Origin of the sequence: Sporosarcina sp. NCCP-2716 (assembly GCF_023707985.1) — a bacterium.
In the GTDB taxonomy this organism is placed as follows: domain Bacteria; phylum Bacillota; class Bacilli; order Bacillales_A; family Planococcaceae; genus Sporosarcina.
In genome coordinates this window covers 20,201-44,327 of the sequence record NZ_BRCF01000009.1, presented here as the reverse complement: position 1 = coordinate 44,327, position 24,127 = coordinate 20,201, and the positions used below count along the sequence as shown (strand labels likewise).

Here is a 24,127-nt window from a genome sequence, read left to right as displayed (position 1 = left end):
GCGGTGGCAAACTTATCCGGTGTTCCAACTGGATAGGGCGCCCAACCTGAGCGCAGTTCCGTAACGGGGCTGTGAACAATAAGAGGATAAGCAGCTGATGCAGATCGAAGCTTTCCTTAGGTTGTAAGGAGAGCTTTTTTTGTGCTCCAAAATACATTTTATGTAAGGAGTGGATAACATTGGCTGAAAGGATTTTATTTACATCGGAATCGGTATCGGAAGGACATCCAGATAAAATTGCAGACCAGATCTCGGATGCGGTGTTGGATGCGGCACTTGCACAGGACCCGTTTTCCCGGGTGGCGTGTGAAGTGTTCACGACAACCAACACGGTCATCGTCGGCGGGGAGATCACAACCCATGCCGTGCTGGATATCGAGCGGATTGCCCGGCAGACGCTGCTGGACATCGGCTACACGAAGGATGAGTTTGGAATCGACGGCAATACGTGTGATGTACAGGTGCTCGTGCATACACAGTCCGCAGACATCGCCATGGGTGTCGATGCTTCGAGCGATACGAAAGAAATCGGCGCGGGCGATCAAGGCATCATGTTCGGCTTTGCAAAAGATGAGACGGACAGCAGCATGCCGCTTGCAATCGAGCTGGCGCATGCCCTCGTGAAAAAAGCTTCCGTACTCCGCAAGAGCGGTGACTTCCGCTGGGCGCGTCCAGATATGAAATCACAAGTCACAATCGACTATACGGAACCGGGCAATCCGCAGATCCATACGATCCTCATGTCGATCCAGCATGATGGGGACTTTAAAAAAGAAGAATTTGACGCCTATGTAACCGATGTAATTATCGGACAGACGGTACAGGAATTCGGATTGGCAGGGGAATTTCGGGTACTGATCAACCCGACCGGCCGGTTTGTGACAGGGGGTCCGCACGGAGATGCCGGCCTTACGGGACGCAAAATCATCGTGGACACATACGGGGGAGCTGCCCGGCATGGTGGCGGTGCGTTCTCCGGGAAAGACTGCACGAAAGTCGACCGTTCAGCGGCCTACGCAGCACGCTATGTTGCGAAGAACATCGTCGCATCAGGTCTTGCAAAGAAGTGTGAGATCCAGCTGTCGTACGCGATCGGTGTAAGTGAACCGATCAGTATTGCAATCGATACGTTCGCAACAGGAACAGCGACCGATGCGGAATTGCTGGGGGCTGTCAGACAAGTTTTCGACCTGACGCCGGCCGGCATCATCGACATGCTCGATCTCCGCACACCGCGCTACCAGGCGACTGCGGTATACGGCCACTTCGGACGGACGGATCTCGATCTGCCGTGGGAACGGACAGACCGGTCTGAAGCGATGAAGAATGCTGTATTCGGAACAGTCGGAGCAGGCTGCTGATGACGGCTGTCAAAGAGACGGCCGCGGAACGCCGGATCCTGACTCAAGCAGACGCACCGCTGTTCGAAGCGCTCGTCAACTATGCGGAATCCGCTGCCGTGCCGTTCGATGTGCCCGGTCATAAGATGGGCGCGTCGGACACGCCGTTCCGGCAGGCGATCGGCGCCAGTGCGCTGAAGATGGACGTGAATTCGATGGCGGAGCTGGACTTGCTGAGCCATCCGAAATCCGTCATCAAAGACGCGCAAAACCTTGCGGCAAAAAGTTTCGGCGCGGATCATGCATTCTTCCTTGTCAACGGCACGACGACGGGTATCCATGCGATGATCCTGGCGGCGTGCAGACCGGGGGAGACGCTGATCGTCCCGCGCAACTGCCACAAATCGGTGATCGACGGAATGATTCTGAGCGGTGTGAGTCCTGTTTTCATGCTGCCTGAGGTGGATGAACAGTTCGGGATCTCGCACGGAATTTCCGCTAGCACAGCTGTGGAAGCGCTGCGTCGGAATCCAACGGCGAAAGCGATGCTCCTGACCTATCCGACGTATTTCGGATCGATGACCGACCTTACGGAAATCTGCCGGCTGGCCCATGAAGCCGGGGTCCTCGTTCTCGTCGATGCTGCGCACGGTGCCCACCTGCACATGATGGATGGAGTGACGGATGCGGTTGCAGCCGGAGCGGATCTCGTGACGGTGAGCATGCACAAGACGGGCGGTTCGCTGACCCAGAGTTCCCTTCTCCTCTTGAAGGGGAGCCGGATTTCATCCGAAAAAGTACGGAAAGTGACCGGGATGCTCCAGTCGACGAGCGCCAGCTACTTGCTGATGAGTTCGCTCGACGCGGCAAGACGGGAACTGGCGCTGCACGGACGGACGGCGTTCCGGCGGCTGCGGCCGATTGCCGAAGCGGCTGTCCGTTCGATCGAGGCGGGCGGTACGTATGAGGTGTTGGAGGAGTCCCATACAGTGGGACGGTTCGGACAGTCTCATGACTGGACAAAACTCGTCATTCGCGTGAACGGTCTCGGCATGAGCGGCTTTGAAGTTTATTCACTATTGAAACAGCGGTACGGCATCCAGATGGAGCTGGCGGAAGGGTACGTCGTCATGGCGGTCCTCACGCCGGCGGATACGGAACAGTCGATCGGCCGGCTTGTGGACGCGCTCCTCGATATCGAGCGCACGGAAACGACGGGCTACGTCCTGCATTCCTCCTGGACAGTTGCCGGCACGGTGCCGGAACTTGCAATGACACCGCGGGAAGCATTTTACGGAGAGCACGAAACGGTGCCCATGGAAGAAGCGGCAGGACGCATCGCGGCGGACACGCTGATGATCTATCCGCCGGGCATTCCGCTCGTCCTCCCGGGAGAGCGTATGACGGACGAAGTGATCCAGCAGTACAAGTATTACGAACAAGCGGCGGGAGCCGTATTATCCGGAACAAAACAACCAGGCAGCGTGACTGTCGTCAAAGGGGGAACCGAACGATGAGTTTGGAATTATCGGCGCTTGGCCGCCACGTACTGATTGAATATTATGGATGCCCGAGTGAGATTATCGAAAACAACAAGGTGATTGAGCAGTTCATGAAGGAAGCGGCGGATTATTCCGGAGCCACGATCGTGGAGTCCGTGTTCCATCATTTCAATCCGTATGGTGTCTCGGGCGCGGTCATCATCGCGGAATCCCACCTGACGATTCACACGTGGCCGGAATACGGTTTTGCATCGGTCGATGTGTATACGTGCGGCGATTCCGTCAGTCCGTGGAAAGCTGCGGAATACTTGGAAGAGAAGTTACAGGCGACCAAGACCGAATCGTTCGAAGTGCCGCGCGGAATGGTCGAGAAGATCAAGCAGTTCGCTGCGCGTGACATCGAGCAGGTCACCGTGAAGCCGGCATTGGCAGGTGCCAACTCATGAGCTGGTATACCGAACAATGGAGCCTCGACTGCAAGTTCTCCGTCGGCTATGAGGAGCACCTGCATAGCGAGAAATCTCCGTTCCAGCAGATCGACTTCTACAAAGGAGACGAATTCGGCACGTTCTTCGCGCTGGACGGCCTGATGATGGTCAACGAAAAAGACGAATTCATCTACCATGATATGATTGTCCATCCGGCGTTCGCGACAAATCCGGCCATTAAAAATGTCCTTGTCATCGGCGGGGGCGACGGCGGGACGGCACGTGAAGTGCTCCGTTATCCGGGTGTCGAGCGTGTCGTTCTGGCAGAGATCGATGAGCGGGTGTTCCGCCTCTGCCAGCAGTACTTGCCGGTGACAGCAAGCGGCGTGGAAGAGGATCCGCGAATGGAGCTTGCTTTCGGCGACGGATTGGCCTATGTGCAAAACGCACCCGACGCTTCGTTCGATCTCATCCTCGTCGACTCGACGGATCCGGTCTCGGTCGGCGAAGGGCTGTTCACGACGGCTTTCTACAAGGAATGTTACCGTGTGCTGAACGATAAAGGAATTTTGATCAACCAGCATGAGTCCCCGTACTTCGAAGAGTATGCGGAAAACATGAAGAAAGCGCGCAGAAAGATCCGTGACATCTTCCCGATCGCGCGTGTGTATCAATATCACATGCCGACTTATCCGTCGGGCCACTGGCTGTTCGGGTTCGCTTCTAAGGCACTTGATCCCCTTAAGGACGCGGATGCGGACGCCTGGAATGCACTCGGACTGAAGACGAAATACTACAATACAGACTTGCATGCAGGAGCATTCGCATTGCCGACCTATGTGCGGGAGGCGCTCGATCATGACGAATAAAATGATCAGCACGAACGCATTCATCGGCTGTGAGACTCCTTACACGGAAGCAGAGGTCGTCCTGTTCGGCGCTCCGTTCGACGGGACGGTCAGTTTCCGTCCGGGCACGCGCTTTGCAGGACAGGCGATCCGGCCCGATTCGTACGGACTTGAAACGTATTCTCCTTATTTGGATAAAGACCTCCAAGACGCCCGCGTGTTCGACGGCGGTGATCTCGAGCTGCCGTTCGGCAATACGGAACGGGTGCTGGAGCAAATCGGCGACTGCAGCCGCGATGTGCTCGCGGACGGCAAGAAGTTCCTGATGATCGGCGGCGAGCATTTAGTGAGCCTGCCGGCGATCCGGGCGGCGTATGAGAAATACCCGGATCTGCATGTCATCCATATCGATGCACATACCGATCTGCGGGACGATTATATGGGGGATCCATTGTCCCATGCGTCCATCATCCGGCGCTGCCATGACTTCCTCGGCGACGGCCGGATTTATCAGTTCGGCATCCGCTCCGGCATGAAGAGTGAGTTCGAATGGGCGGAAACGCATACCCATCTTGAGAAATTCACGCTGAAGACACTCGGACCGGTCGTTGAGCAGCTGAAAGACAAGCCTGTCTACGTAACGATCGATTTGGATGTGCTCGATCCCGGCGTGTTTCCGGGAACCGGGACACCCGAACCGGGAGGCATTACGTATCGTGAGCTGCTGACAGCGATCGATGAGCTGCAGCAGCTTTCGAACATCGTCGCAGCTGACGTCGTCGAACTGTCGCCGCAGTATGATCCATCCGGCGCGTCGACCGCTGCCGCCTGCAAGACAATTCGCGAAATGCTGCTGACTCTATGTGAATAACGAGAAAACCCGCACTGCCGACGATGTGGCGTGCGGGTTTTCATTTACAAAAAGAGTCCCATGAGGAGGTAGATGACGATTCCGGTGCCGCCGACGACGAGACAGTAGGGGATCTGCGTACGTACGTGATCGATATGATCGACCGCCGCGCCCGTCGAAGCGAGAATTGTCGTGTCGGAGAGTGGAGAACAGTGGTCTCCGAAGACGCCGCCACCTGCGACCGCTGCCACTGTAGCGAGCACGAGTGTGGTGATGTCGCCGCCCGCAAATTCGATGGCGACCGGAACGGCGATCGGAATCATGATGCCGTACGTCCCCCAGGAAGAACCGGTCGAAAACGAGATCAGGCCGGCCAGGATGAACGTCAGCACGGGCAGCAGGCCAGGGCTCAGCCATGATTCCGAGATGCTGACCAAGTATTGCGCCGTGCCCATCTGTTCGCTCAGCGCGTTTATGGCATAGGCGAAGATGAGGATCATGACGGCGGGCATGATGCCTTTGATGCCGCTGATGGCGGTGTCCATAATGTCTGAAGTCGGAATGCCCTGGAACCGCATGGCGAATCCAAGGAGGATGATGGCGGCGAGGAACGCTTCCATCGTTTTCGTCGTGCCTATTGCGAAGAATGTCCCCATCGCGATGGTGATGATGACAATGACGGGCATGAAGAAATTCCAGAAGATGCTGAGGGTGCGGTCCTCGAAGTATGGACGGATGTCCGTGAGCTCCTTGGAAACAATCGGTTTCGAGCCGTCGCGGATGACTTTGCCTTCGTTCCGCGCCCGGTCTTCCGCGGTTTTCATCGGACCGAAGTCTTTCAGGATGCCGCTCGCAATCAGACCGACCATTAGGATGGAAAGAATGGCGTAGAAATTGAATGGAATGGATTTTGTGAATACCGCCATGGCGTCGACTTCATTCTGAATCGGCCCCATGCTCATGAGGAGCCCGGCGATGAACACCGCCCATCCGGTGAACGGAACAATGACGGCCATCGGTGCAGAAGTCGAGTCACATATGTAGGCGAGCTTTTCGCGTGAAATCTTGACGCGGTCGGTGATCTTGCGCATCGTCGTGCCGACAAAAACAGGGCTGAACGAATCGCTGAAGAAGACAAACATGCCGAGTCCCCACGTGCTCAGTTCCACTTTTTTCCGAGTCAGTTTCCGGCGTCCAGCGATGGCTGCGAAACTCTCGATGGCACCGGTCCGCTGGAAGAAGGCGATGAGGACACCGATGAACAGTTCCAGCAGAAAAATCCAGGCAAAGTCTTCATTGCCGAGGGAAGTCTTCAGTAAATCCGGGAATCCGAGAAGTCCGTCCCCGTTCAGCAGCACCCCGATGACGCAGGCAGCTGCCAGTGCCAGAATGGTGTTGCGTGTGATGAATGCCAATGTTACCGCGATGATCGGCGGCAGTAAAGAAACGAATCCCAATACGTTCAACATCCTTTCTCTCTGTCTGGTAAGCAAGCAAGCATGGAATCTATGAGTGTCTTCCCTAAATGGGAGAGTTGTAAACAAATGGTTTGGAATAGTTTGTGAATTCATTGCACGAAAAAACCGATGTCCGAGGACACCGGTTCTGATTATGAAAAGGTTATGCAAGTGTCTGTTCACCCGAGACGGCCAGTTCGCCCGGCTGGACGTCCCCTGGCTGGTTCTCTTTCTTGGCGCCGTGGGACAGCGTCAGCATGAACATGAACGAGATGCAGAACAGGATGGCGAGGTAGATCATCGCTGCGGTCATCGTGTAATGCTGCAGGATGTAGCCGACGAGGATCGGCGACAGGCCGCCGACTGCGCGGCCGAAGTTGAAGATCGTGTTCGTCGCGGTCGTGCGGATTTCCACCGGGTAGAAGCTGCTGATGAGCGCCCCGTACCCGGCGAACATGCCGTTCGAGAAGAAGCCGACAATGGCGCCGCCGATCAGGACACCCGCGCCGCCGGATGCGTAGCTGTAGAGGAACACTGCAGCCGCTGAAGCGATTAGGAACAGGCCGTACGCTTTCTTCGCACCAAGACGATCCATGATCTGGCCGAATGTCAGCATCCCGGCAATCATGCCGACTGCTGTGCTGATCGTCCATAGAGCGGAACTCGATACGGAAAGTCCTTGTGACTGCTGCAGCATGGACGGCAGCCAGATCATCAGGCCGTTATAACCGGCGATCTGGACTGTCGCCATGACGGCGAGTGCAAGAGTTGTGAATGCAATGCGCGGCGAGTTGACGAGCAGGCGCAGTTTGCCTGCGTCCTTCTTCGCATTGTCCGACTTTTTCGCCTGCTGGGCAGCGAGCCACTCAGGTGACTCTTTCAAGTTGCGGCGCACGAAGAAGGCGAAGATGACCGGGACGATGCCGACGAAGAAGAGCGCACGCCAGCCGAAAGCTGGGAGGATGAGTGCACTCAGCAGGGCTGCCAGGATGACGCCGTACTGGGCGCCGACACTGACGTACGACGAAGCGCGGCCCTGCTTGTGCTTCGGCCACGCTTCCGCGACGAGCGCCATGCCGATTCCGTATTCACCGCCGGCACCAAGTCCTGCGATGAAGCGGTAGAGATAGATCTGTTCGACGTTCGTCGCAAGACCGGTGAGGGCCGTGCCGAGCGCGAACAGCAGGATGCTGTACGTGAACACTTTCACACGGCCGAATTTATCGGCCAATATCCCGAAGGTGACGCCGCCGATCAGCATGCCGATGTTCGTAACAGACGAAATCAGTCCCCCTGTTGCAAAATCGATGCCGAAGTCTGCGATGATCATCGTCATGGCGAAGGAGATGAACATGATGTCCATGCCTTCGAGGGTGAGGCCGGCGACTGAAGCGACGACTGTTTTCTTTTGATAGTTCATGTGGGGTTCCGCCTTCCTGTTAGTGGATATCCAGAAGAATGGAACCGCAGCGGGTGCGATGGCCATCCTCTTTCTGCGTCTCACGGGACGCGGGTTAAAAGAGTGCGTGGTGCATGAAAAAAGCCCTGACTGCCAAAGAGGGCAGTCAGGGCGGCGCGCAGCAAAACAGAGGAGACATGGCTGGACCTGTCTCTCATACCGGTACCCTTTCCGGCCTCTCTGGACCGTGTTAAAGGAGCTATTTAATTGTTTTCATCCTATCAGACGGCCGGCCGCAGCACAACAGTTTTTTTGAAGATCGGTGAAAGTTGAATTTTTCTGTCGCTTTGTTCCGGTGCCAGTGTGGAGCAGGATAGAGTTGATACAGTTCCGAATCGTTTCCATTTGCCGATTAATTAAACTGACTGGCCGATTGTTGGCTCCATCTGGCCGATAACTCCTCGCATTTGTCCGATTCCACGCTCCATTTGGCCGATTCAGCCCGCATTCTGGCCGATACCACCAAAAAAGCCGGCTCCCCAGGAGGGAGCCGGCTCGTGCCAAGTCAGGCATCGGTAACAGGTTTCTTCAGGAATCCGAGCAGCACGGCTGAGACGATCGACCCGATCAGGACGGCGAGCAGATACAGAAGCCAGCTGCCGTCGACGAGTGGGAAGACGAACACGCCGCCGTGCGGAGCCTGGAGTCCGATGTTGAATGCCATCGACAGGCCGCCGGCGATCCCGGCACCCACCATGACCGCTGGGATGACGCGGAGCGGATCGGCTGCCGCGAAGGGAATGGCCCCTTCGGTGATGAAGGACAGGCCCATAATGTAATTGACTTTACCAGCTTCCCGCTGCTGGACGGAATACTTGCGCCGGAAGAACGTCGTCGAAAACGCAATGGCGAGCGGGGGCACCATACCGGCTGCCATGATGGCAGCCATCGGTTCGTACACGCCGCTTGCGATCAGCCCGGTGCCGAACAGGTAGGCCGCTTTGTTGATCGGGCCGCCCATGTCGATCGCCATCATCAGGCCGAGGACGATGCCGAGCGCGACAGCATTGCCCGTTCCGAGGCCTGTCAGCCATGAGGAAATCGCCGTATTCAGTGCGCTGAACGGAGTGTTGACGACGTAATGCATGATCAGGCCGGTCGCCGCAATCCCGAGCAGCGGATAGAGCAGGATCGTCTTGATGCCGTTCAGGGAGGCGGGCATCGGCGCGAGCCATTTCTTTAATCCAACAACTAGGTAGCCGCCGAGGAATCCGGCGATAATCCCGCCGAGGAAACCGGCGCCGCTTGTGGCGGCCATCAGCCCGCCGACCATACCGGGTGCGAAGCCGGGACGGTCCGCGATGCTCATGGCGATGAATCCGGCGAGGACGGGAATCATGAGCGCGAATGCGTTGCCGCCGCCGATCGTGTTCAAGGCCGCTGCGAACGAATTGTATGTCGGATCATCCGGTTTGAACGAGTTCGGTCCGAACAGGAAGCCGAGCGCGATGAGGATTCCGCCGCCGATGACGAATGGCAGCATGTTCGACACCCCGCTCATCAGGTGTTTGTAGATCGTGGCGCCGACGCCTTTCTTGCCGCCGCCTGCCTGGGATTCATCTGAAGATGCGGTCTTGTCAGTTTGGTAGACGGGTGCATCCTGCCTGACAGCTCGCTCGAGCAGTTCCTTCGGTTTGCGGATGCCGTCTGCCACGGGCACTTCGATGACGTGCTTGCCGGCGAACCGGCCCATCGACACGTTCGTGTCGGCTGCAACGATGACAGCTGTCGCGCGTTCGATCTCTTCGGGAGTAAGGATATTCTGCGCACCGCCCGAGCCGTTCGTCTCCACTTTGAACGGAATGCCGAGCTCGGCCGCTTTGTTTTTCAATGAATCCGCGGACATATACGTATGGGCAATTCCCGTCGGGCACGCCGTGACAGCGATGACGAATGGTTTTGAAGAATCTGTTTCCGGCGCGGCAGCCGATGCTGCAGCAGCCGGTTCTTCGTCCGGCTCGTCATGCGCATCGATCAGCGCCAGCACTTCCTCCTTCGTGGATGCTGCGAGCAGCTGCGCGCGCACTTCTTCATTCATGAGCAGGGTCGACAGGCGGGCAAGCGCTTTCAAGTGCATCTTGTTGGCGCCGTCTTCCGCCGCAATCATGAAGAATAGGTGAGCGGGCTTGCCGTCGAAAGATTCGTATTCAGCACCTGCCTCTGATCGGCCGAACGCAATCGCCGGCACTCGGACAGCGCTCGTTTTGGCATGGGGGATGGCAATGCCGTCCCCAATCCCGGTCGTCGTCTGTGCTTCGCGGGCAAAAATCGCTTCCTTGAATGCAGCCGGGTCAGCCAGTTTTCCGGCACGGTCGAGCACGCCGGTCAATTCCTCGATGACCGACGGTTTATCAGTCCCTTCCAGGTCGAGCAAGATTGTGTCTGCAGTCAGCAATTCTGTAATTCTCATTGTCCATTCCCTCCTTCAAGCTGTGTCACCGAAATGTGCGGCAAAAGCGAAAGAACTTGTTCTTCTGTACAGAGGCAGTCCGAGAATGCGGTCGCACTTCCTGAGGCGACGGCGAACCGGAACGCATCCTCTGCTGAGCGGCCCGCCGACACAGCGGCGAGGAACCCGGCCACCATAGAATCCCCGGCACCGACAGATCCGCGGACAGTGCCTTCGGGCGCATTGGCCATCAATGACAGCGACCTGCTCACGTAGACGGCTCCTGCGCCGGCGAGCGACACGATGACCTGCTCGGCCCCTTGCGCAAGCAACTTCTGCGCATGGCGCACAGCCTCTTCAGGCGTTGAGATTTGCGCGCCCACAATGGCGCCGAGTTCATGGTGATTCGGTTTGACAAGCAGCGGCCGGTACGGCAGCGTCTTCAGCAGGGAATCCCCTTCCGCGTCGACGGTGAACCGGCAGCCTGTTTCAACACAGATTGCCGCCAGCTGTTCGTACGTATCACCGGGCAGGGAAGTCGGCACGCTTCCCGACAGGACGAGCGTGTCGCCTGAACCGAGACGCCCGAGCTGCTCTTTCAGCTGTTCGAACTGGTCCGGCGAAAGCGATGGTCCGGCGGCATTCACCTCGGTCTCTTCACCGGCGCGGAGCTTGACGTTGACCCGCGTATTTCCGGCAGTGCGGATGAAGTCCGTCGTAACTCCGGCCTCGTGCAGCAGCCGTTCCAGCTCCAGCCCCGTGAAACCTCCTGTGAAGCCGAGCGCCCTGACGGCGGTCCCAAGATTGTGCAGCACTTGTGCGACGTTGATCCCTTTGCCGCCAGCCAAGTATTGATCTGACAGCGTCCTGTTCAATGCCCCCGGTTCAAATGAGTCCAGCGTGAGCAGATAATCGAGTGACGGATTGAGCGTGACAGTATAGATCATTGGTCGGTCACCTTCCATTTCATAGAGTGCGGATAATGTTCCAAAGACTCCCGTGCAGCGGCGGTCGTCAGGACGGTCACTTCGTCGAGTTCCGCGAATCTGGCAAAAGAGACTTCCTGGAATTTGGAAGGATCCACGAGCGCGAACGCATCGCGTGACAGACGGATCGCAAGCTCCTTCATCGACGCCTCCTCTTCATCGGGCGTCGTCAGCCCGTAATCAGGATGAAGGCCGTTCACTCCGAGGAAACACTTGTCGAACCGGTACTGGTTCATGCTCGCTAGCGCTCCTCTGCCGATCAGCGCCTTCGTCGACGGCTTCGCGCTGCCGCCTGTCAGGATTGTCTTGCAGCCGCGGTCGAGCAGGGCGTCAGTATGCGAAATGCCATTCGTCACGACGGTCACGGATGGCGGCAGATGACGGATCATTTCATAGATGGTCGACCCGGCATCTAAGTAAATCGTATCGTTTTCATCGACAAGAGACGCTGCAAGCTGAGCGATCTCCTGCTTTTCCTGAAGGTTTTTGGATGATTTCTCGGTCATAGGGGATTCAGACAGCTTTCCCTGCAGCTTCGACGCACCACCATGGATCCGCTTCAGTTTCCTCTGCTTCTCGAGCTCGATCAGATCCCTCCGGATTGTGGATTCGGAGGATCCGGTCTCCTCTCTCAAGTCCTGGATGCGGACGGTGCCGAGTTCAGCAACCATCCGCATAATGATGGCATGGCGTTCAGTTTCAAGCATCGAATCCCTCCTTAGCCGAATATCTATGAACCTCATTATAAACCTGGAATGTTCAGATATCAATCAATAATATTCAAAAACATTCAATAACATTCACAGATACTCGAAGTTTTCTCGCGGAGAAAAAATAGTTTGTGAATCGAAAGAATTATTGACCCGGAACGGACGCTTTGTTAAAATGAAGCGTCTTACCGACACCATTCGACAGAGGACAGCTGTCCGGAATTTCTTTCGTTTTTTTTCGGGGCTCCCCGTTAAAAAGGGAAGGATTTGGAGAAACTGTAGAGGAGTCGCGATTCGGTCAGCGTCATTGTAAATGACTTGCGGAAAAAAATTTTCGTATGCAAGGTTCAGTATCCGGAAAGAACGGGTATTGGACAGTAGATGGTCTGCTGACTTGGACGTGCTGTGGGATTTAAGAACATAGCGTCTGTGTGCCGGGCCGTATTTTGTGATTGATCCGTCACGGGATTTTAAATTGAGGAAGGGGAGAAACGAAATGAACTTTGCTGCTATCGGCGTGCCGGGGCTTATTATTATTTTGGTGATTGTACTTATTCTGTTCGGACCGAGAAAGTTACCCGAGGTTGGTTCTGCGGTGGGGAAAACACTTGCGGAATTCAAGAAGTCTGCGAAAGATATTATGGATGATGATGAAAAGGCTGAAGTGAAGAAAACGTCCGAAATTGAGAAATAAGGTGATACGATGGAACCGAATCCGAACGAAAATCGTAAAATCCTGAGTCCGCTCGATGAGAAGAACAGCCAGGAGGCCGAAGAGATTGTCGAAGAGGTGATGGACAGCGCGGAATCGGCGAAAGAAACGCCGCCTCCTATGCCGTACACCGATGAGAACGGCTATCCGACGAACATCCGCCCTTCCGACCCGGAACCGGACCCTGAAGAGGACGAGTCCAATCTCGTCGGCCACCTGACCGATCTGCGCAAACAGCTCATCAAGAGCATCGCTGTGTTCCTGCTGTTCTTCATCGCCGCGTTCAGTACGATCAATCTCTGGTTTCCGTACATTACGCGCGGTTACGAACTGATTGTCCTGAGTCCGATGGAAGTGATCTCTTTCTACACGACGATCTCCGCTGCACTGGCATTCGGTTTTTCCGTGCCGTTCCTCTGCCATTTCCTCTGGCAGTTCGTCAAGCCGGGGCTGACGGAAAAAGAGAGCCGGTTCCTGAGTCTCTACTCGCCGGCGATCCTGCTGCTGTTCGCTCTCGGGCTTGCATTCGGCTACTTTATCGTCAATCCGCTGAGTTACAACTTCCTAGTGAACCTCGGTAAGATGAATTTCAACGTCATGGTATCTGCGCAGGAATACGCACGATTCCTCCTGCTGACGACGATGCCGATCGGACTGCTGTTCGAACTCCCGGTCGTCGCACTCTTTTTGTCCGCGATCGGTCTCTTGACCTCCCAGACATTGAAAAAGGTGAGGAAGTGGTCCTACGTCGTACTGGCTGTCGTCTCGGCACTCATCACACCGCCGGACTTCTTCAGCCAGCTGATCATCCTCATTCCGATGATCGGTCTGTACGAAGCGAGTATCTTCCTCGTCACACGAACAGAGCGCAAGATGGAAACAGCCGATCTGTCATAAGCAAAAACGCCAAGCATCCCGCATGCTTGGCGTTTTTTCTATGGCGGCTGTTTTCAGGGTGCCTGTGCACCACACAACTTGAACACGATTCTGAATAGTGTCTGAATTGTGTGACGCACAGGTACCATTCCGCTGATACCATTCCGCTATTCCATGCCTCATGCATAATCGTTCCAATAGAGGGGAACTTTTTAGAGAGGATCGGCGTTCTTTACATATGCTTTAATGTTAAATTAAACAACCTGCATGTAAAATGAAACAGTGGAATGAAAGGGAAGGAATTAGACAATGAAAATGAAAGATGTGATCGGCAACACGCTGCTGTTTGTCGGTATGATGGCCTATATCCTGCTGTTCGGCGGGCTGTTCGGCCAAAACAACATATTGATCGGAGTCGCCGCCATTACTGCGATGCTCATGATGCTGGAACGGGATTTAACGATCCATCCGGTGGCGAACACAGTGAAACTTACCGGTTTGAACGTCGTTACCGGGCTGGCTGCTTTCGCGGCTCAATTTTCGATATGGACGGCTGTGCCGATCCACTTCGTGATGATGTTCATCATCAGCTATACTCTGATCTTCAATTTGAAAAATCCGCTTTACCTGCCGTTTTCCCTGCAGTATCTATTTCTGCTTGCTGTCCCGGTGTCGGCTGCTGAACTGCCGATACGGCTGCTGGCTCTTGCGGTCGGTGCTGTCTCCATCATGGCGCTGCAGCTCCTCGTGAACCGGAAACGGATCGCTAAAAAAGGAACACCCATCGTTAAGAAAGTGAGTGCATCCTTGCTGAAAAAGATCGACTGTAAGCTGGAGGGCGAGTCTGCGGATGAACTGGATGAGGAGATCCGGAAGTCGATCGGTTCGCTGCGGTCCATGATCTATGACCAGCGGGAAGAGGACTACTACTTGACGGAGGAAGGGCGGCTGCAGCTGAACGTGTCGGCAGCTCTGGAAAAAATCAATGCGCTTCTCGACTCGCTGGAACCCCGTCACGAAGCAGGCTCCGTAATCGACGATGTCCGCACGCTGCTTGGGCGGATTGCAGATGAGAAAACCGAAGAAATCGACGCGAAGGCACTTAGTGAAGCAGCGGACGAAACACTGTACAGTTATCAAGAAAAGCCGCCGCAATCAGCCACTCTGCTCCGTTTGCTGAGCAATGTCGACTATTTGACCGAAAGTCTCCTAGCCTTGAAGAACCTGGCACCGGAAAAACGGAAACTGACAAGAAAACTCGTGGAGATTCCGCTGAAGTTCCGGAAGCTGTCGCTCGGATCGACCCCGGCCCATACAGCTTCCATTAAAGTGTCCTATGCCGTCCGTATGGCGACGGGCATTGCATTCGCCGGTTTTCTGATGGCGTATTTCAATTTGGCGGAAGGCCGGTGGATCCTCTTCACTGTGCTGTCGGTCGTCATTCCGTTCTATGAGCAGTCCCATAAGAAGATGAGGGACCGGATTTTCGCCACGATCACAGGCGGCCTGCTCGTCTGGATCCTCTTCACCGTATTCCAGACAAATGCCATCCGGACAGGACTTCTGCTGCTTTCCGGGTATTTGATGAGCTACGTGAAAGTGTACCGCTACAGCACGATCCTCGTCACGTTTTCCGCTATCGGCTCAGTCGCCCTCGTCACCGGGGAAACGCAATTCCTGACCGTGGAACGTGCAGTCATGGTGCTGATCGGCGTCTTCATCGGCCTGCTCGTGAATCGTTTCGTCCTGCCGTATAAACTGGAGGATGCCGAACGGGATCTCGAGGAAATGTCGAATGACACACTTGCATCCATGCTGTCTGAAACGAAGGAATCCCTTCTCAGCAGCAAGGCAGGCGGCAGTGACAATGTGAAGAATCTATTGATCATCAGCACTATGATCGAAGAACGGGCACGCGTCAACTTACAGGCGGCCGGCAAAGAAGCGCCGGATGAACAGTTTTTGGCCCGCCGCCTCGCTGCCAGCACCATGTATGAACTGATTGAGTGGAGTGAGCTGCACGGCGCTGAAAAAGAGCTCGCATCCCAGGCGGCTGAAGTGCTTGGCCGGCTGGAACACGGGCTTGAAAATGGGAAGGATCTCCGGCAGCTGGAGACGGATCTGTATACAGCACTGCGTAACGAGCCTGATCTGGAACTAAAGATTACACTGAGCATCCTCCTCGAACTCATTGAAAACTTCAGCCAGATCAAGTAAAGCATCCCACGGTACCTGTGCGTCACACAACTTAAAAACAATTCTGAATCGTGTCTGAATTGTGTGACGCACAGGCACCTGTTTTTCACTTGCTGTCTTTCCGTTCCTTTTCTTCATCTGGCAGATGCTTTACGATCGGTTCGTTGAATAAATCGCCGTCAGGCATGGCGCTTTCCTTCACTTTCTGAATGCGATCCATCTCTTCTTCGTATTCCTCATCGGTCTCCGTTGTGGAAGGGATGAAATTCTCCGTATTGTGATCGACCCGCTTCCCATACCGCAACAATTCGTAGATGAGCATGCCATTGTTCGGCCGCCCGTTCGTCATAGTCATCGGAATCGCATCGAACAGCACATAGTAGAACGCGTAAAAGATGAAACGGCTCCAGAATCGTTCCTGGCTTTCAAGAAACCCGTTGGCCAACAGAGCGTTGAGACCGAGGGCCACAATGATATTCGCAAGGATGGGAGCCGAATAGATCAGCAGATACCGCCCGTTGCTCGGCCGGCGGATCCCGTCGAACGAGAACCAGCTGTACAAATGGTAATACTTCCGGATGTCGAAGATGCCGAACTTGAAAAGACGGGGACCGGAACCGATCGTCAGCCGCGGATTGCGCACACCGAACAGGAGGGTCACCGGCAAGTAGCCGAATTCCCGGATGAAGATAACGACAGGCAGTATGATGAACGCTGAAATGACCAGCGATCCGAGATCAGCCCAACCAAACAAAACGGTCACTTCCTTCGTCAGTCTATCTATCACGTACCCGGTGTGCGCAGAAGTAAATCTTGGCAAATTGGACCAACTCACCTGCCAGCGGACGGCCCGATGATATGAGGACAGGTTTAATTCATCTCCAGACGGGAAACATATGAATATGCACAACAGATAGTGATTCGATAAAGGAGGAACTTGGAAATGGCTAAAATCGCAGTAGAGAAACCATTCGACGACATTAAGAAAGCACTTGAGGAAAAAGGACATCAGGTAACGATGTGCGAATCCGATGAAAAACTGAGCGGTTATGATTTCGGTGTCGTGCGCGCACTCAGCGACGTCAACATCGACCAGTACGACTTCCCCGTTGTAAGCGTGGAAGGCAACTCAGTGGAAGACATCGTTGCGGACGTTGAAAAACGTCTCGCCCGCTGAAGAACGAATGATAATCCGCACGGGCCTCTTGAAGGGGTCCGTGTTTTTGTGCTGCCGGAAAAAGAGGGCTCGACGAAAACTCCTGGAGTGCAGAAAGGCTGTAAATTCACTATACTGAAGAAGAAAGCACATAAGGAAACGAGGGATTGACATGTCGGAATTGAAGACGACACTGCTGGCGGACATGAAAACAGCGATGAAAGAAAAAGATACGGTGAAAAAAGGGGTCATCAACCTGCTGCGTGCGGGAATCCAAAACCAGGAATTGGAACTCAAGCGGGAATTGAACGAAGAAGAGGAATTGAAAGTTGTCCAGCGGGAGCTGAAACAGACGAAGCAATCGCTGGAAGAAGGGGAGAAGGCGGGCCGCGAAGACATCGTGTCCGCTGAAAAAGAGAAGATCACCATCATTGAAAACTATTTGCCGAAACAGCTCTCCCACGACGAAGTCCTGCAGCTGATCGAAACGCTCGGCATCACGAAGGACACGCCGATGGGGCAGGCGGTCGGTCAGGTCATGAAAGAAACCGCAGGACGGGCGGAAGGGAAAGTCGTATCCCAGGCCGTGAAAGACTATCTGAACAGCTGATCACACGAAAACCGCAGTCGGGCCGATAGGCAGCCCGCTGCGGTTTTCTACTTGCCGACGACCCATGTCTTCAACAGGGCGAGCCGTTCCCGGATCCCTGTCTTCATCTTCACGGATTGCGGCGTCTTCGCCGAAACCGCGTCCCAGTCCCATCCGACCTTTTTCGCGAGCATGCCGGCGCGGGCGACGTGGTAATCGCTCGTGATGAGCGTGACAGCTGCCGTACCGGGCGGCAGCAGCCGCTTGGAATTGACGAGATTCTCATACGTGGAAGTGGATTGGTCCTCTACGATCAGCCGCTCCTGCGGCAGCCCACGCGCAGTCAGGTATTCCGCCATCGCGACGCCTTCGCTTATGTCCTCATCCTCTCCCTGCCCGCCGGACAGCACGAGCGTGACGTCCGGATACTTCTCGGCATAGTCATACGCTGCTTCCAGCCGGTAACGGAGCGATTTCGAGGGCTGTGTCCCGTTCACTTTAGCGCCTAGGACGATAGCATACGGGGAACCGCCCGCCGCCACATTACGCTGCGCGCTTTTCATGGCGTGCCCGGTACCGAACCACCACGCGGAGACCGCGAGCGCACCGAAACAGATGATGATGATCATACCTCTTCCTTTCATCATGAAAATCGCCTCAATCCTTTTTTCTATGCCGCCCGTGTTGGATATAGAACAAGACGCCCACAGTGCCGCACAAGTTGCCGCAAAAATGGTTCTTTACCTGTTATGGCGATTTCGTGTAAGATTACACTAGAAGGAAGAGGTGGCCGGAATGAACCAGGAACAGATTATCGAACAGATTTCCCGGCGGGCACTGCTCATCCGGACGGAAGCCGGGTACTCTCAGGAGACGATGGCATCTGTGCTCGGCATGTCGAAAAAGACTCTGGTGCAGATCGAGAAAGAGCGGACAAATGCGAGCTGGACAGTGATCGTCGCAATCGTCGCCCTGTTTTCGGACAGTGAGATCATCCAGTCGCTGCTCGGGGATGCGCCGCTTGAAGTGATCCGGACAGTTGCGCATGATGGGCTCGACCGCCCGAAAGGCAAGACGCTCGGCGGGAAAGTCTGGTGGCGGGAAGTCGACCGGGCTGGCGTGTTCCGGATCCAGCAAAACCTGATCAGTCAGCATTACCGGATCCTGGATACGGATGATTACGTCTGGTTCAGCTCATTCGACGAAACTGCGGTGCTCGACCGTTTCCGGGAACTGACGGAGACGAAAGCAGCCGAATAAAAAAACTGCCTTCCTTATACAGGAGAGCAGTTTTCTATGTAGTCATTGCTCCGTCAGACGGTAGCGAACGTGACGTCGTCGACGATGCGGTCCAATTTCTTGCCGGCATCTGCCGCGAATTCCTCTTTGCGGTCGATCGGCGCATCCGGATCCTCCGGTGCCTGGAACTGTTCGAGTCCCGTCACGGTCATCGTAGCACTCTCTTCTTCATCGAGCCCGATATTCATGACATGCTTGATGAGGAAGGGGGTGCCGAATTGAATGACCGCGTTGTTTCCATCAAGTTCCCCTTGCAGTACTTTGAAAGGGACCCGCAGATAGATGGTCGTTTCATTCCGTTTGTACAGGATGCTGTCGAACGTCCCGTGGTCATACTCCCACCCGCCGCCTAAATCCATTCCTTCGGCGTTGAATAACTTCAGTGCATCTCCGTAAATACTCATCTTTCCTTCGATACTGCTTTTCAGTGCAATCAAGGAAATCCCTCCTAGTCTCGTTTCCAGTCAAGTAGTCTTAACGTACCCTGACTGCGCGCGGCTGAAACCTTGCACAGCGGATGGCTGGGGTTTTGAGGGGACGCAGCGTTCCATTTAGGCAGGAACTGTTCCGAATCAACCCGGGGGTGATCATAAAAAGCGGGAATCGCTCATAAATTGCGGAAACCGCTCATAAATCTGTCAAAACGCTCATAAATCCAGGAAACCGCTCATAAATCACAGGAACCGCTCATAAACTCCCAGAACCGCTCATAAATCTCAAAAAGCGCTCATAAACCCGCCCAACGTCACCACAATCCCCCATCAGCACCTCACCCATCCTCACGCTCAGCCGTCCGCCGCCTGAACGACTCCGCGTAAACCGGAGCCCGGTAGTGCAGCACCGGGTCGTCGGAGCAGGAGAAGCCCGGCACTTCCACGGTCGGGTCGAACTTGACGTCTTCCGCGTTGTCCGTGCGACGCTCCTGCAAGGTCAGGACGCCGACATCGATCACCGGCCGCTCGTCCGGCCATGCAGCCGAAGGGTCGTCGGTCGGATCATCGAGCGCCGCGAGTGTCATGAGCAGCCTGAACTGCACGGGGCCGTCCGCCATCCGCTCGAGCAGGTCGAGCTCCATGTCGCCGGTCGCAAACGGCAGCGTCCACTCCGTCCGCGCGGGGATCCATGTGAAGCGCGCAGGCTGGCGGGTTCCCTGTTCGGTCGAGAGGATGTAGGCGTGCAGTGCCCAGAATTGCGTCATGGCGAAACTGGACGGGGTCTTCAGTTGTTTCAGCAAAGCCGGCACGGTGTGCAGTTCAGTGTCGTCCTTGAGGATTCCGAGCCGTTCCTTGAATGGGATATCCCGTCTGCCGAGCACTTGGATCAGCCGCATGAAGGCTTCCGGTGTCTTGGTCGGGAAGATCGGTGCGTTCGCCATGACGAGCGACACCGGCTCGCCGGACGGATTGCTGAACTGGACGGCCATCCCTTTGATCGGAACGAGACGCTCGGACTGGTCGGGCATGGGCGCACTGTGCGAAAACCGCACGATCACTTCGGCCGTCCCGCCCCGCAGGAAGGCTGCCTCGGTGAACGGTTCGGCATTCCCGTTCGGTGTGAACTGGGCATGCAAGCCGATCCCTTTTGCGTGGGCACGGCGGAAACCGGGGTGCCGGCCAGCGATGTCCTCGATGATCGTGACAGCTTCTTCCGGCGACGGTGATTTTGAAACAGGGTTGGATTCCATAACGGGACAGCTCCTTTTCGTCTTTGCTGACCTATACCCGTGACGGCTGTTTTCAATCCGTCTTGCCGTCCTCTTTCAACTCGGTGTAGACGACGAGCCGCTCTTCGTGGGTTTTCGCCTTCCGGTTGAAATCGCCGGTGCACGTGATCAGATTCAGCCGGCTGCCGTAGGAGAAGCCGAAGATCTCATCGATCGGTGAGTCGTTTCGCGGGAAGACTTCCGAACGCGTGACGGTGAAGGTGAGCTGCTGTCCTTCCTTGCCGGTCACGATAACGTCGTCACCCGGTTTCAGCTGATCGAGCTTGTAGAAGATCGCCGGGCCGGTCAGTGAGTCAATATGGCCTGCCATGACGGCGCTTCCCTGGCTGCCGGGCATGGTGCCGGGTTCAAACCAGCCGACATGGTTCACGTCTTCCGGGACGCCCATCTGGCCGTTCACCAGGGTGCCGACCGCTTCGATGTCCGTCCGGACGCCGATCGCCGGGATTTCGATCGAAGCGGGGATGACGCCGCGTTCTTCTTTCTGCAGTGTCTTTTCTGGCGCCGCTGCCGGGACGGTCGGTGAACTGGCAGGCTCCGCCGCCGGGATTTCCGCGGAAGTGCCGTCCGTGACGGCTGTTTCCTGTGTACTGCAACCTGCCGTCAGGGCCATCGATCCCGCGAGGATAGCTGTAAACATCATCTGGCGGCGCATAAAGACCACTCCCTTCTTAAAAAAGGAAGAGAGGGGATTCCCTCTCTCCTTGTGTCAGTCGTTCCGTGCTTCGGTTGTTTTGCGGATCACGACCGCCCCGGCTGCTATGGCCAGCAGGAGACTGACGATCACCCAGATCGGTGTCTGGTGCTCCGCCGGCTGGCTCATACCGCCAAGTCCCGTCTTCGGCATGTCGGCCGGCATGTTGCCGGCGAACTTGTCCGGGAACTGATCGACGATGGCCCCTGTCATCATCGTCCCGACACCGAACATGTGGGAATACGCTTCGTGGATATCGTCGTAAGCGCCTTCATAATCCCCGTCATGGTACTTGTTGAACGCAGCGAGCAGCTGATCGACGTGCACTTTGAGACCCTCTTCCAGGTCGGCCGCTTTCAACCGTCCTTCCGTTGCCGATTCCAGCATGGCGGCCTGCTTCATGCGGTAGTCGTCCAGTTTCGCGACCGCTTTCTGGCGACCGTCTTCGTCGCCTGCGGCAGTCGCCTTGACGTAATCGACAAAGTAGCCGATGTGGCTGCTCCAGATTTCATTGAACTGCTCAGCACCTTCTTTGCCGTAGACCGACTCGATCGATTTCGTCAGGTCTTCCGTGTTGCTGTTCAGCTCTGCGGCGGACGCATCGAAGTCTTCCGCGCCGTCGATGCCTTTCTGCATGGCGAGAACTGCCAGAGCGGCGTGCGTGGAGAATTGGTTGTTCAGCTGCTCGCGCAGGTCCGCTGTCGGTGTGTCGACGGACTGGTTATCGAACTTGTCCGGGAACTGATCGGTGATCGCCCATGCAATCCCTTTGCCCGGTTCGAACATGTGCATCATCGAATGGGTGATTGCGTCGTAGGTTTTATCGAAATCGCCTGCATTGTAATTGTCGAAAGCCGAAATCAGCTGATCGACGTGCATTTTGAGCCCTTCTTCCAGATCTGATGCCTTCAACCGGTTTTCAGTCGCTTTTGAAAGGAACGCTGCATTCTTCATGCGGTAGTTGTCCAGGTTCTTGACCGCTTCCTGCCGTCCGTTTTCGTCTTTCGCGGCAGTCGCTTTCACGTAATCGACGAAATACCCGATATGGCTGCCCCAGATTTCCTTGAACTGCATCCCGGCATCCTCACCATAGACGGAAGCGATTGCGGCGGACAGCTCATCGGTGTTGTCGTTCAGCTGCCCTGCGGCTGCGTCGAAGTCCTTCGCGCCGTCAATCCCTTTCTGCATCGTCACGATCGCCAGGTAGGCGTGCTCCGACAAAATCGAGTCGAGTGTCGCCCGCAGGTCGGTCGCTTTGTTGGAAACGCTCATCGGCGCCACCCCATGGGCGTGGTCTGCTGCACTTGCGACAGCTCCCATGGGAAGCAGGAGGGAAACACTTAACGGAATGGCTGCTAATTTTTTGTAGTTCATCGAAATCTCTCCTTTGCGGTTTGGTATAAAGCTAACGGGAGCGATTTGCGGATGGATCACTTTTTTTGCAGAAAAATTTAGAGAAATGAAAAAACCGCCTGTGTCGGCGGCTTTGGCGCTGTGTATTCAGAGGCTTCCTGCAAGAATGATGGGTCCTTCCGGCGCAGGGAGTCCTTCTTCTTTTTCAATCGTGATGGCAATCGTGTCGAATGCCCCGAATTTGCTGCCGAGAGGATGCGACACTGTACCAGTGCCTTCGCCGGAGGACCGGAACGCCCCGGCCGGCTTCGGCGCACCGGCGTCCAGCACCCAGACTTGGAACAGCTCCCCGTCTGAAAGCTCAGGCAGGTTTTCGGCATCGACGACAAGGTCCCGCGAGCTGCCGTCGGACAGGATCAGGGCGATGGCGTTCGATGGATCGCCTTCCTGTTGAGGGGCGAGCTCCGCTTTGTCCGCAAGTTCCCAGTTCCGCTGTTCGACGGCGGGCTCGGCCGAACGGTCGGCTGTTGCCAAGAAGATATTCGTTACCAACGACGCGAGCAGGGCGGCGGCGAGGAGTGGGATGGCCGGTCTGCGCCGTTTTTCAGGGAGCGGAGTGACGTTCCCTGCTTGGTGCGGCGGTTCCTCGTCATGTACATCGGGTTGTGCATCGATCACTGCGAAAACATTCGCTTTCAGTCCGGCAGGGACGTCGGCCTCTTCGGAAAGATAGGGCAGACCTTCTGTCAGCGTGCGCAGTTCTTCAAGTTCCGAGCTGCAGGCAGGACATTCCGCTAGATGCTGCTCGAAGGCAGCGGTCTCCTCAGGCGTCAAGGCCCGGTTGAAGTAATCGATCAGCCGCATGCAGTTTTCATTCATATGACGTCCCTCCTTCCTTGGTGATGGTGCCTCTCAACTTCTGCAAGGCCAGACGGATGCGGCCTTTCACAGTGCCGAGGGGCAGTTCGCAATGGTCGGCGATCTTCTGCTGGCTCAATCCTCTGAAGTAGAACAGTTCGATGATTTCCCGCTGCTCCGGATTCAGTTCCAGGACAGCAGAGCGGATTTCAGCCTGCTGTTCGTGCCACGCAGCCGTCTGCTCCACACTGCCGGGCTGCTCGAGCAGCGCATCCTTCTCGACCATCGGTTCATGGTCATGGCGCTGGAGACGGCGCAGCTCATCGATCGCTTTGTTGCGTGTCACCGTCAGCAGCCAGGACGAGAAGGCCCCTTTGCCCGGCTCATAGACGGCTGAGCCGTTCCAGATCTTCACAAAGACATCCTGAACCACCTCTTCCGCGATTTCGCGGTCGGAAGCGATCCGGTACGCGAATGAGAAGACGAGCTTTTCGTACCGATCGTAAAGCAGTTCAAAAGCCCGGCGGTCCTTTGAAGAGGCGAGTCCATATAATGTTCCGTCGTCTGTATGATTCATCCGAAGCCTCTTTTCCATACTTTTCATCCAGAATACCACAAACGGGCGGACAGGCGAGCCCGCCGCTTTTCTAATAAGCTAACGGAATGAAATCCCAAACCGATCACTTTCCGATGAACGCAGGT

24 protein-coding genes are annotated in these 24,127 nt (G+C 55.7%); 11 read left to right on the top strand and 13 right to left on the bottom strand.

Going from position 1 to position 24,127, the window contains the following annotated elements:
- Positions 1 to 179 precede the first annotated feature (179 nt).
- From metK to speB, 5 genes are read left to right on the top strand one after another with little or no spacing between them, the layout of a single operon-like run.
- Positions 180 to 1,361 carry a methionine adenosyltransferase gene (metK, locus tag NFU03_RS12905; RefSeq protein ID WP_251639294.1) on the top strand — a complete coding sequence of 394 codons (1,182 nt, stop codon included), beginning with the start codon at positions 180 to 182 and terminating at the stop codon, positions 1,359 to 1,361.
- On the top strand, positions 1,361 to 2,857 hold the full coding sequence (locus tag NFU03_RS12900) for an aminotransferase class I/II-fold pyridoxal phosphate-dependent enzyme (protein ID WP_251639293.1): 1,497 nt from the start codon (positions 1,361 to 1,363) through the stop codon (positions 2,855 to 2,857). Before metK ends, NFU03_RS12900 begins: the two co-directional genes overlap by 1 nt.
- Positions 2,854 to 3,288 (top strand): adenosylmethionine decarboxylase, encoded by a 435-nt coding sequence (speD, locus tag NFU03_RS12895; protein ID WP_251639292.1) that lies wholly within the window; start codon positions 2,854 to 2,856, stop codon positions 3,286 to 3,288. The genes NFU03_RS12900 and speD overlap by 4 nt, the downstream gene beginning before the upstream one ends.
- Complete coding sequence (gene speE, locus NFU03_RS12890) at positions 3,285 to 4,139, top strand: polyamine aminopropyltransferase (protein ID WP_251639291.1); 855 nt, start codon at positions 3,285 to 3,287, stop codon at positions 4,137 to 4,139. Before speD ends, speE begins: the two co-directional genes overlap by 4 nt.
- On the top strand, positions 4,129 to 4,989 hold the full coding sequence (gene speB, locus NFU03_RS12885; protein WP_251639290.1) for an agmatinase: 861 nt from the start codon (positions 4,129 to 4,131) through the stop codon (positions 4,987 to 4,989). Before speE ends, speB begins: the two co-directional genes overlap by 11 nt.
- 44 nt (positions 4,990 to 5,033) lie before the next feature.
- Here the strand turns inward: speB and NFU03_RS12880 are convergent, their stop codons facing one another.
- From NFU03_RS12880 to NFU03_RS12860, 5 genes are all read right to left on the bottom strand, one after another.
- Complete coding sequence (locus NFU03_RS12880) at positions 5,034 to 6,437, bottom strand: Na+/H+ antiporter NhaC family protein (RefSeq protein WP_251639289.1); 1,404 nt, start codon at positions 6,435 to 6,437, stop codon at positions 5,034 to 5,036.
- A gap of 151 nt (positions 6,438 to 6,588) precedes the next feature.
- The gene (locus NFU03_RS12875) at positions 6,589 to 7,845 is read right to left on the bottom strand and encodes an MFS transporter (protein WP_251639288.1); all 1,257 of its coding nucleotides are present in this window, start codon (positions 7,843 to 7,845) and stop codon (positions 6,589 to 6,591) included.
- A gap of 544 nt (positions 7,846 to 8,389) precedes the next feature.
- Positions 8,390 to 10,294 carry a PTS fructose transporter subunit IIABC gene (locus NFU03_RS12870; protein WP_251639287.1) on the bottom strand — a complete coding sequence of 635 codons (1,905 nt, stop codon included), beginning with the start codon at positions 10,292 to 10,294 and terminating at the stop codon, positions 8,390 to 8,392.
- Positions 10,291 to 11,220: a 1-phosphofructokinase gene (pfkB, locus tag NFU03_RS12865; protein ID WP_251639286.1), complete on the bottom strand. Its 930-nt coding sequence runs from the start codon at positions 11,218 to 11,220 to the stop codon at positions 10,291 to 10,293. Before pfkB ends, NFU03_RS12870 begins: the two co-directional genes overlap by 4 nt.
- On the bottom strand, positions 11,217 to 11,966 hold the full coding sequence (locus NFU03_RS12860; RefSeq protein ID WP_251639284.1) for a DeoR/GlpR family DNA-binding transcription regulator: 750 nt from the start codon (positions 11,964 to 11,966) through the stop codon (positions 11,217 to 11,219). The genes pfkB and NFU03_RS12860 overlap by 4 nt, the downstream gene beginning before the upstream one ends.
- A 499-nt stretch (positions 11,967 to 12,465) precedes the next feature.
- Between NFU03_RS12860 and tatA the strand changes: the two genes are divergently transcribed.
- The 3 genes from tatA to NFU03_RS12845 all read left to right on the top strand — a co-directional run bounded on the left by tatA (position 12,466) and on the right by NFU03_RS12845 (position 15,774).
- Complete coding sequence (gene tatA / locus NFU03_RS12855) at positions 12,466 to 12,663, top strand: twin-arginine translocase TatA/TatE family subunit (protein WP_251639282.1); 198 nt, start codon at positions 12,466 to 12,468, stop codon at positions 12,661 to 12,663.
- A 9-nt stretch (positions 12,664 to 12,672) separates the two neighbouring features.
- A complete protein-coding gene (gene tatC / locus NFU03_RS12850; protein WP_251639281.1) occupies positions 12,673 to 13,578 on the top strand; it encodes a twin-arginine translocase subunit TatC in 906 nt (301 codons plus the stop codon).
- 288 nt (positions 13,579 to 13,866) lie between these two features.
- Positions 13,867 to 15,774, top strand: coding sequence for an FUSC family protein (locus tag NFU03_RS12845; protein ID WP_251639280.1), 1,908 nt, complete (start codon positions 13,867 to 13,869; stop codon positions 15,772 to 15,774).
- 85 nt (positions 15,775 to 15,859) lie between these two features.
- Here NFU03_RS12845 and NFU03_RS12840 read toward each other — a convergent pair whose 3' ends face one another.
- Entirely contained in the window at positions 15,860 to 16,507 is a 648-nt protein-coding gene (locus tag NFU03_RS12840; protein ID WP_251639278.1) for a zinc metalloprotease, read from the bottom strand.
- 189 nt (positions 16,508 to 16,696) lie between these two features.
- Between NFU03_RS12840 and NFU03_RS12835 the strand changes: the two genes are divergently transcribed.
- Together NFU03_RS12835 and NFU03_RS12830 are read left to right on the top strand one after the other, a co-directional pair.
- A complete protein-coding gene (locus NFU03_RS12835) occupies positions 16,697 to 16,930 on the top strand; it encodes a YkuS family protein (protein ID WP_251639276.1) in 234 nt (77 codons plus the stop codon).
- Between the two features lie 151 nt (positions 16,931 to 17,081).
- A complete protein-coding gene (locus NFU03_RS12830; RefSeq protein ID WP_251639274.1) occupies positions 17,082 to 17,519 on the top strand; it encodes a GatB/YqeY domain-containing protein in 438 nt (145 codons plus the stop codon).
- 47 nt (positions 17,520 to 17,566) lie between these two features.
- On the opposite strand, the gene NFU03_RS12825 is transcribed toward NFU03_RS12830, so the two are convergent.
- A complete protein-coding gene (locus NFU03_RS12825; RefSeq protein ID WP_251639271.1) occupies positions 17,567 to 18,145 on the bottom strand; it encodes a YdcF family protein in 579 nt (192 codons plus the stop codon).
- 148 nt (positions 18,146 to 18,293) lie between these two features.
- On the opposite strand from NFU03_RS12825, the gene NFU03_RS12820 reads away from it, so the two are divergent.
- A complete protein-coding gene (locus tag NFU03_RS12820; RefSeq protein WP_251639269.1) occupies positions 18,294 to 18,758 on the top strand; it encodes a helix-turn-helix transcriptional regulator in 465 nt (154 codons plus the stop codon).
- A gap of 53 nt (positions 18,759 to 18,811) precedes the next feature.
- On the opposite strand, the gene NFU03_RS12815 is transcribed toward NFU03_RS12820, so the two are convergent.
- From NFU03_RS12815 to NFU03_RS12790, 6 genes are all read right to left on the bottom strand, one after another.
- Entirely contained in the window at positions 18,812 to 19,234 is a 423-nt protein-coding gene (locus NFU03_RS12815) for a YugN family protein (RefSeq protein ID WP_251639267.1), read from the bottom strand.
- 332 nt (positions 19,235 to 19,566) lie between these two features.
- A complete protein-coding gene (locus NFU03_RS12810; protein ID WP_251639265.1) occupies positions 19,567 to 20,481 on the bottom strand; it encodes a catalase in 915 nt (304 codons plus the stop codon).
- 52 nt (positions 20,482 to 20,533) lie between these two features.
- Positions 20,534 to 21,175, bottom strand: a complete 642-nt coding sequence (locus tag NFU03_RS12805; RefSeq protein ID WP_251639263.1) for a class F sortase — start codon at positions 21,173 to 21,175, stop codon at positions 20,534 to 20,536.
- A 54-nt stretch (positions 21,176 to 21,229) separates the two neighbouring features.
- On the bottom strand, positions 21,230 to 22,588 hold the full coding sequence (locus NFU03_RS12800; RefSeq protein WP_251639261.1) for a copper amine oxidase: 1,359 nt from the start codon (positions 22,586 to 22,588) through the stop codon (positions 21,230 to 21,232).
- A gap of 126 nt (positions 22,589 to 22,714) precedes the next feature.
- Positions 22,715 to 23,446 (bottom strand): anti-sigma factor, encoded by a 732-nt coding sequence (locus NFU03_RS12795; protein ID WP_251639260.1) that lies wholly within the window; start codon positions 23,444 to 23,446, stop codon positions 22,715 to 22,717.
- Positions 23,439 to 24,002, bottom strand: coding sequence for an RNA polymerase sigma factor (locus tag NFU03_RS12790; RefSeq protein ID WP_251639258.1), 564 nt, complete (start codon positions 24,000 to 24,002; stop codon positions 23,439 to 23,441). The genes NFU03_RS12795 and NFU03_RS12790 overlap by 8 nt, the downstream gene beginning before the upstream one ends.
- Positions 24,003 to 24,127 lie beyond the last annotated feature (125 nt).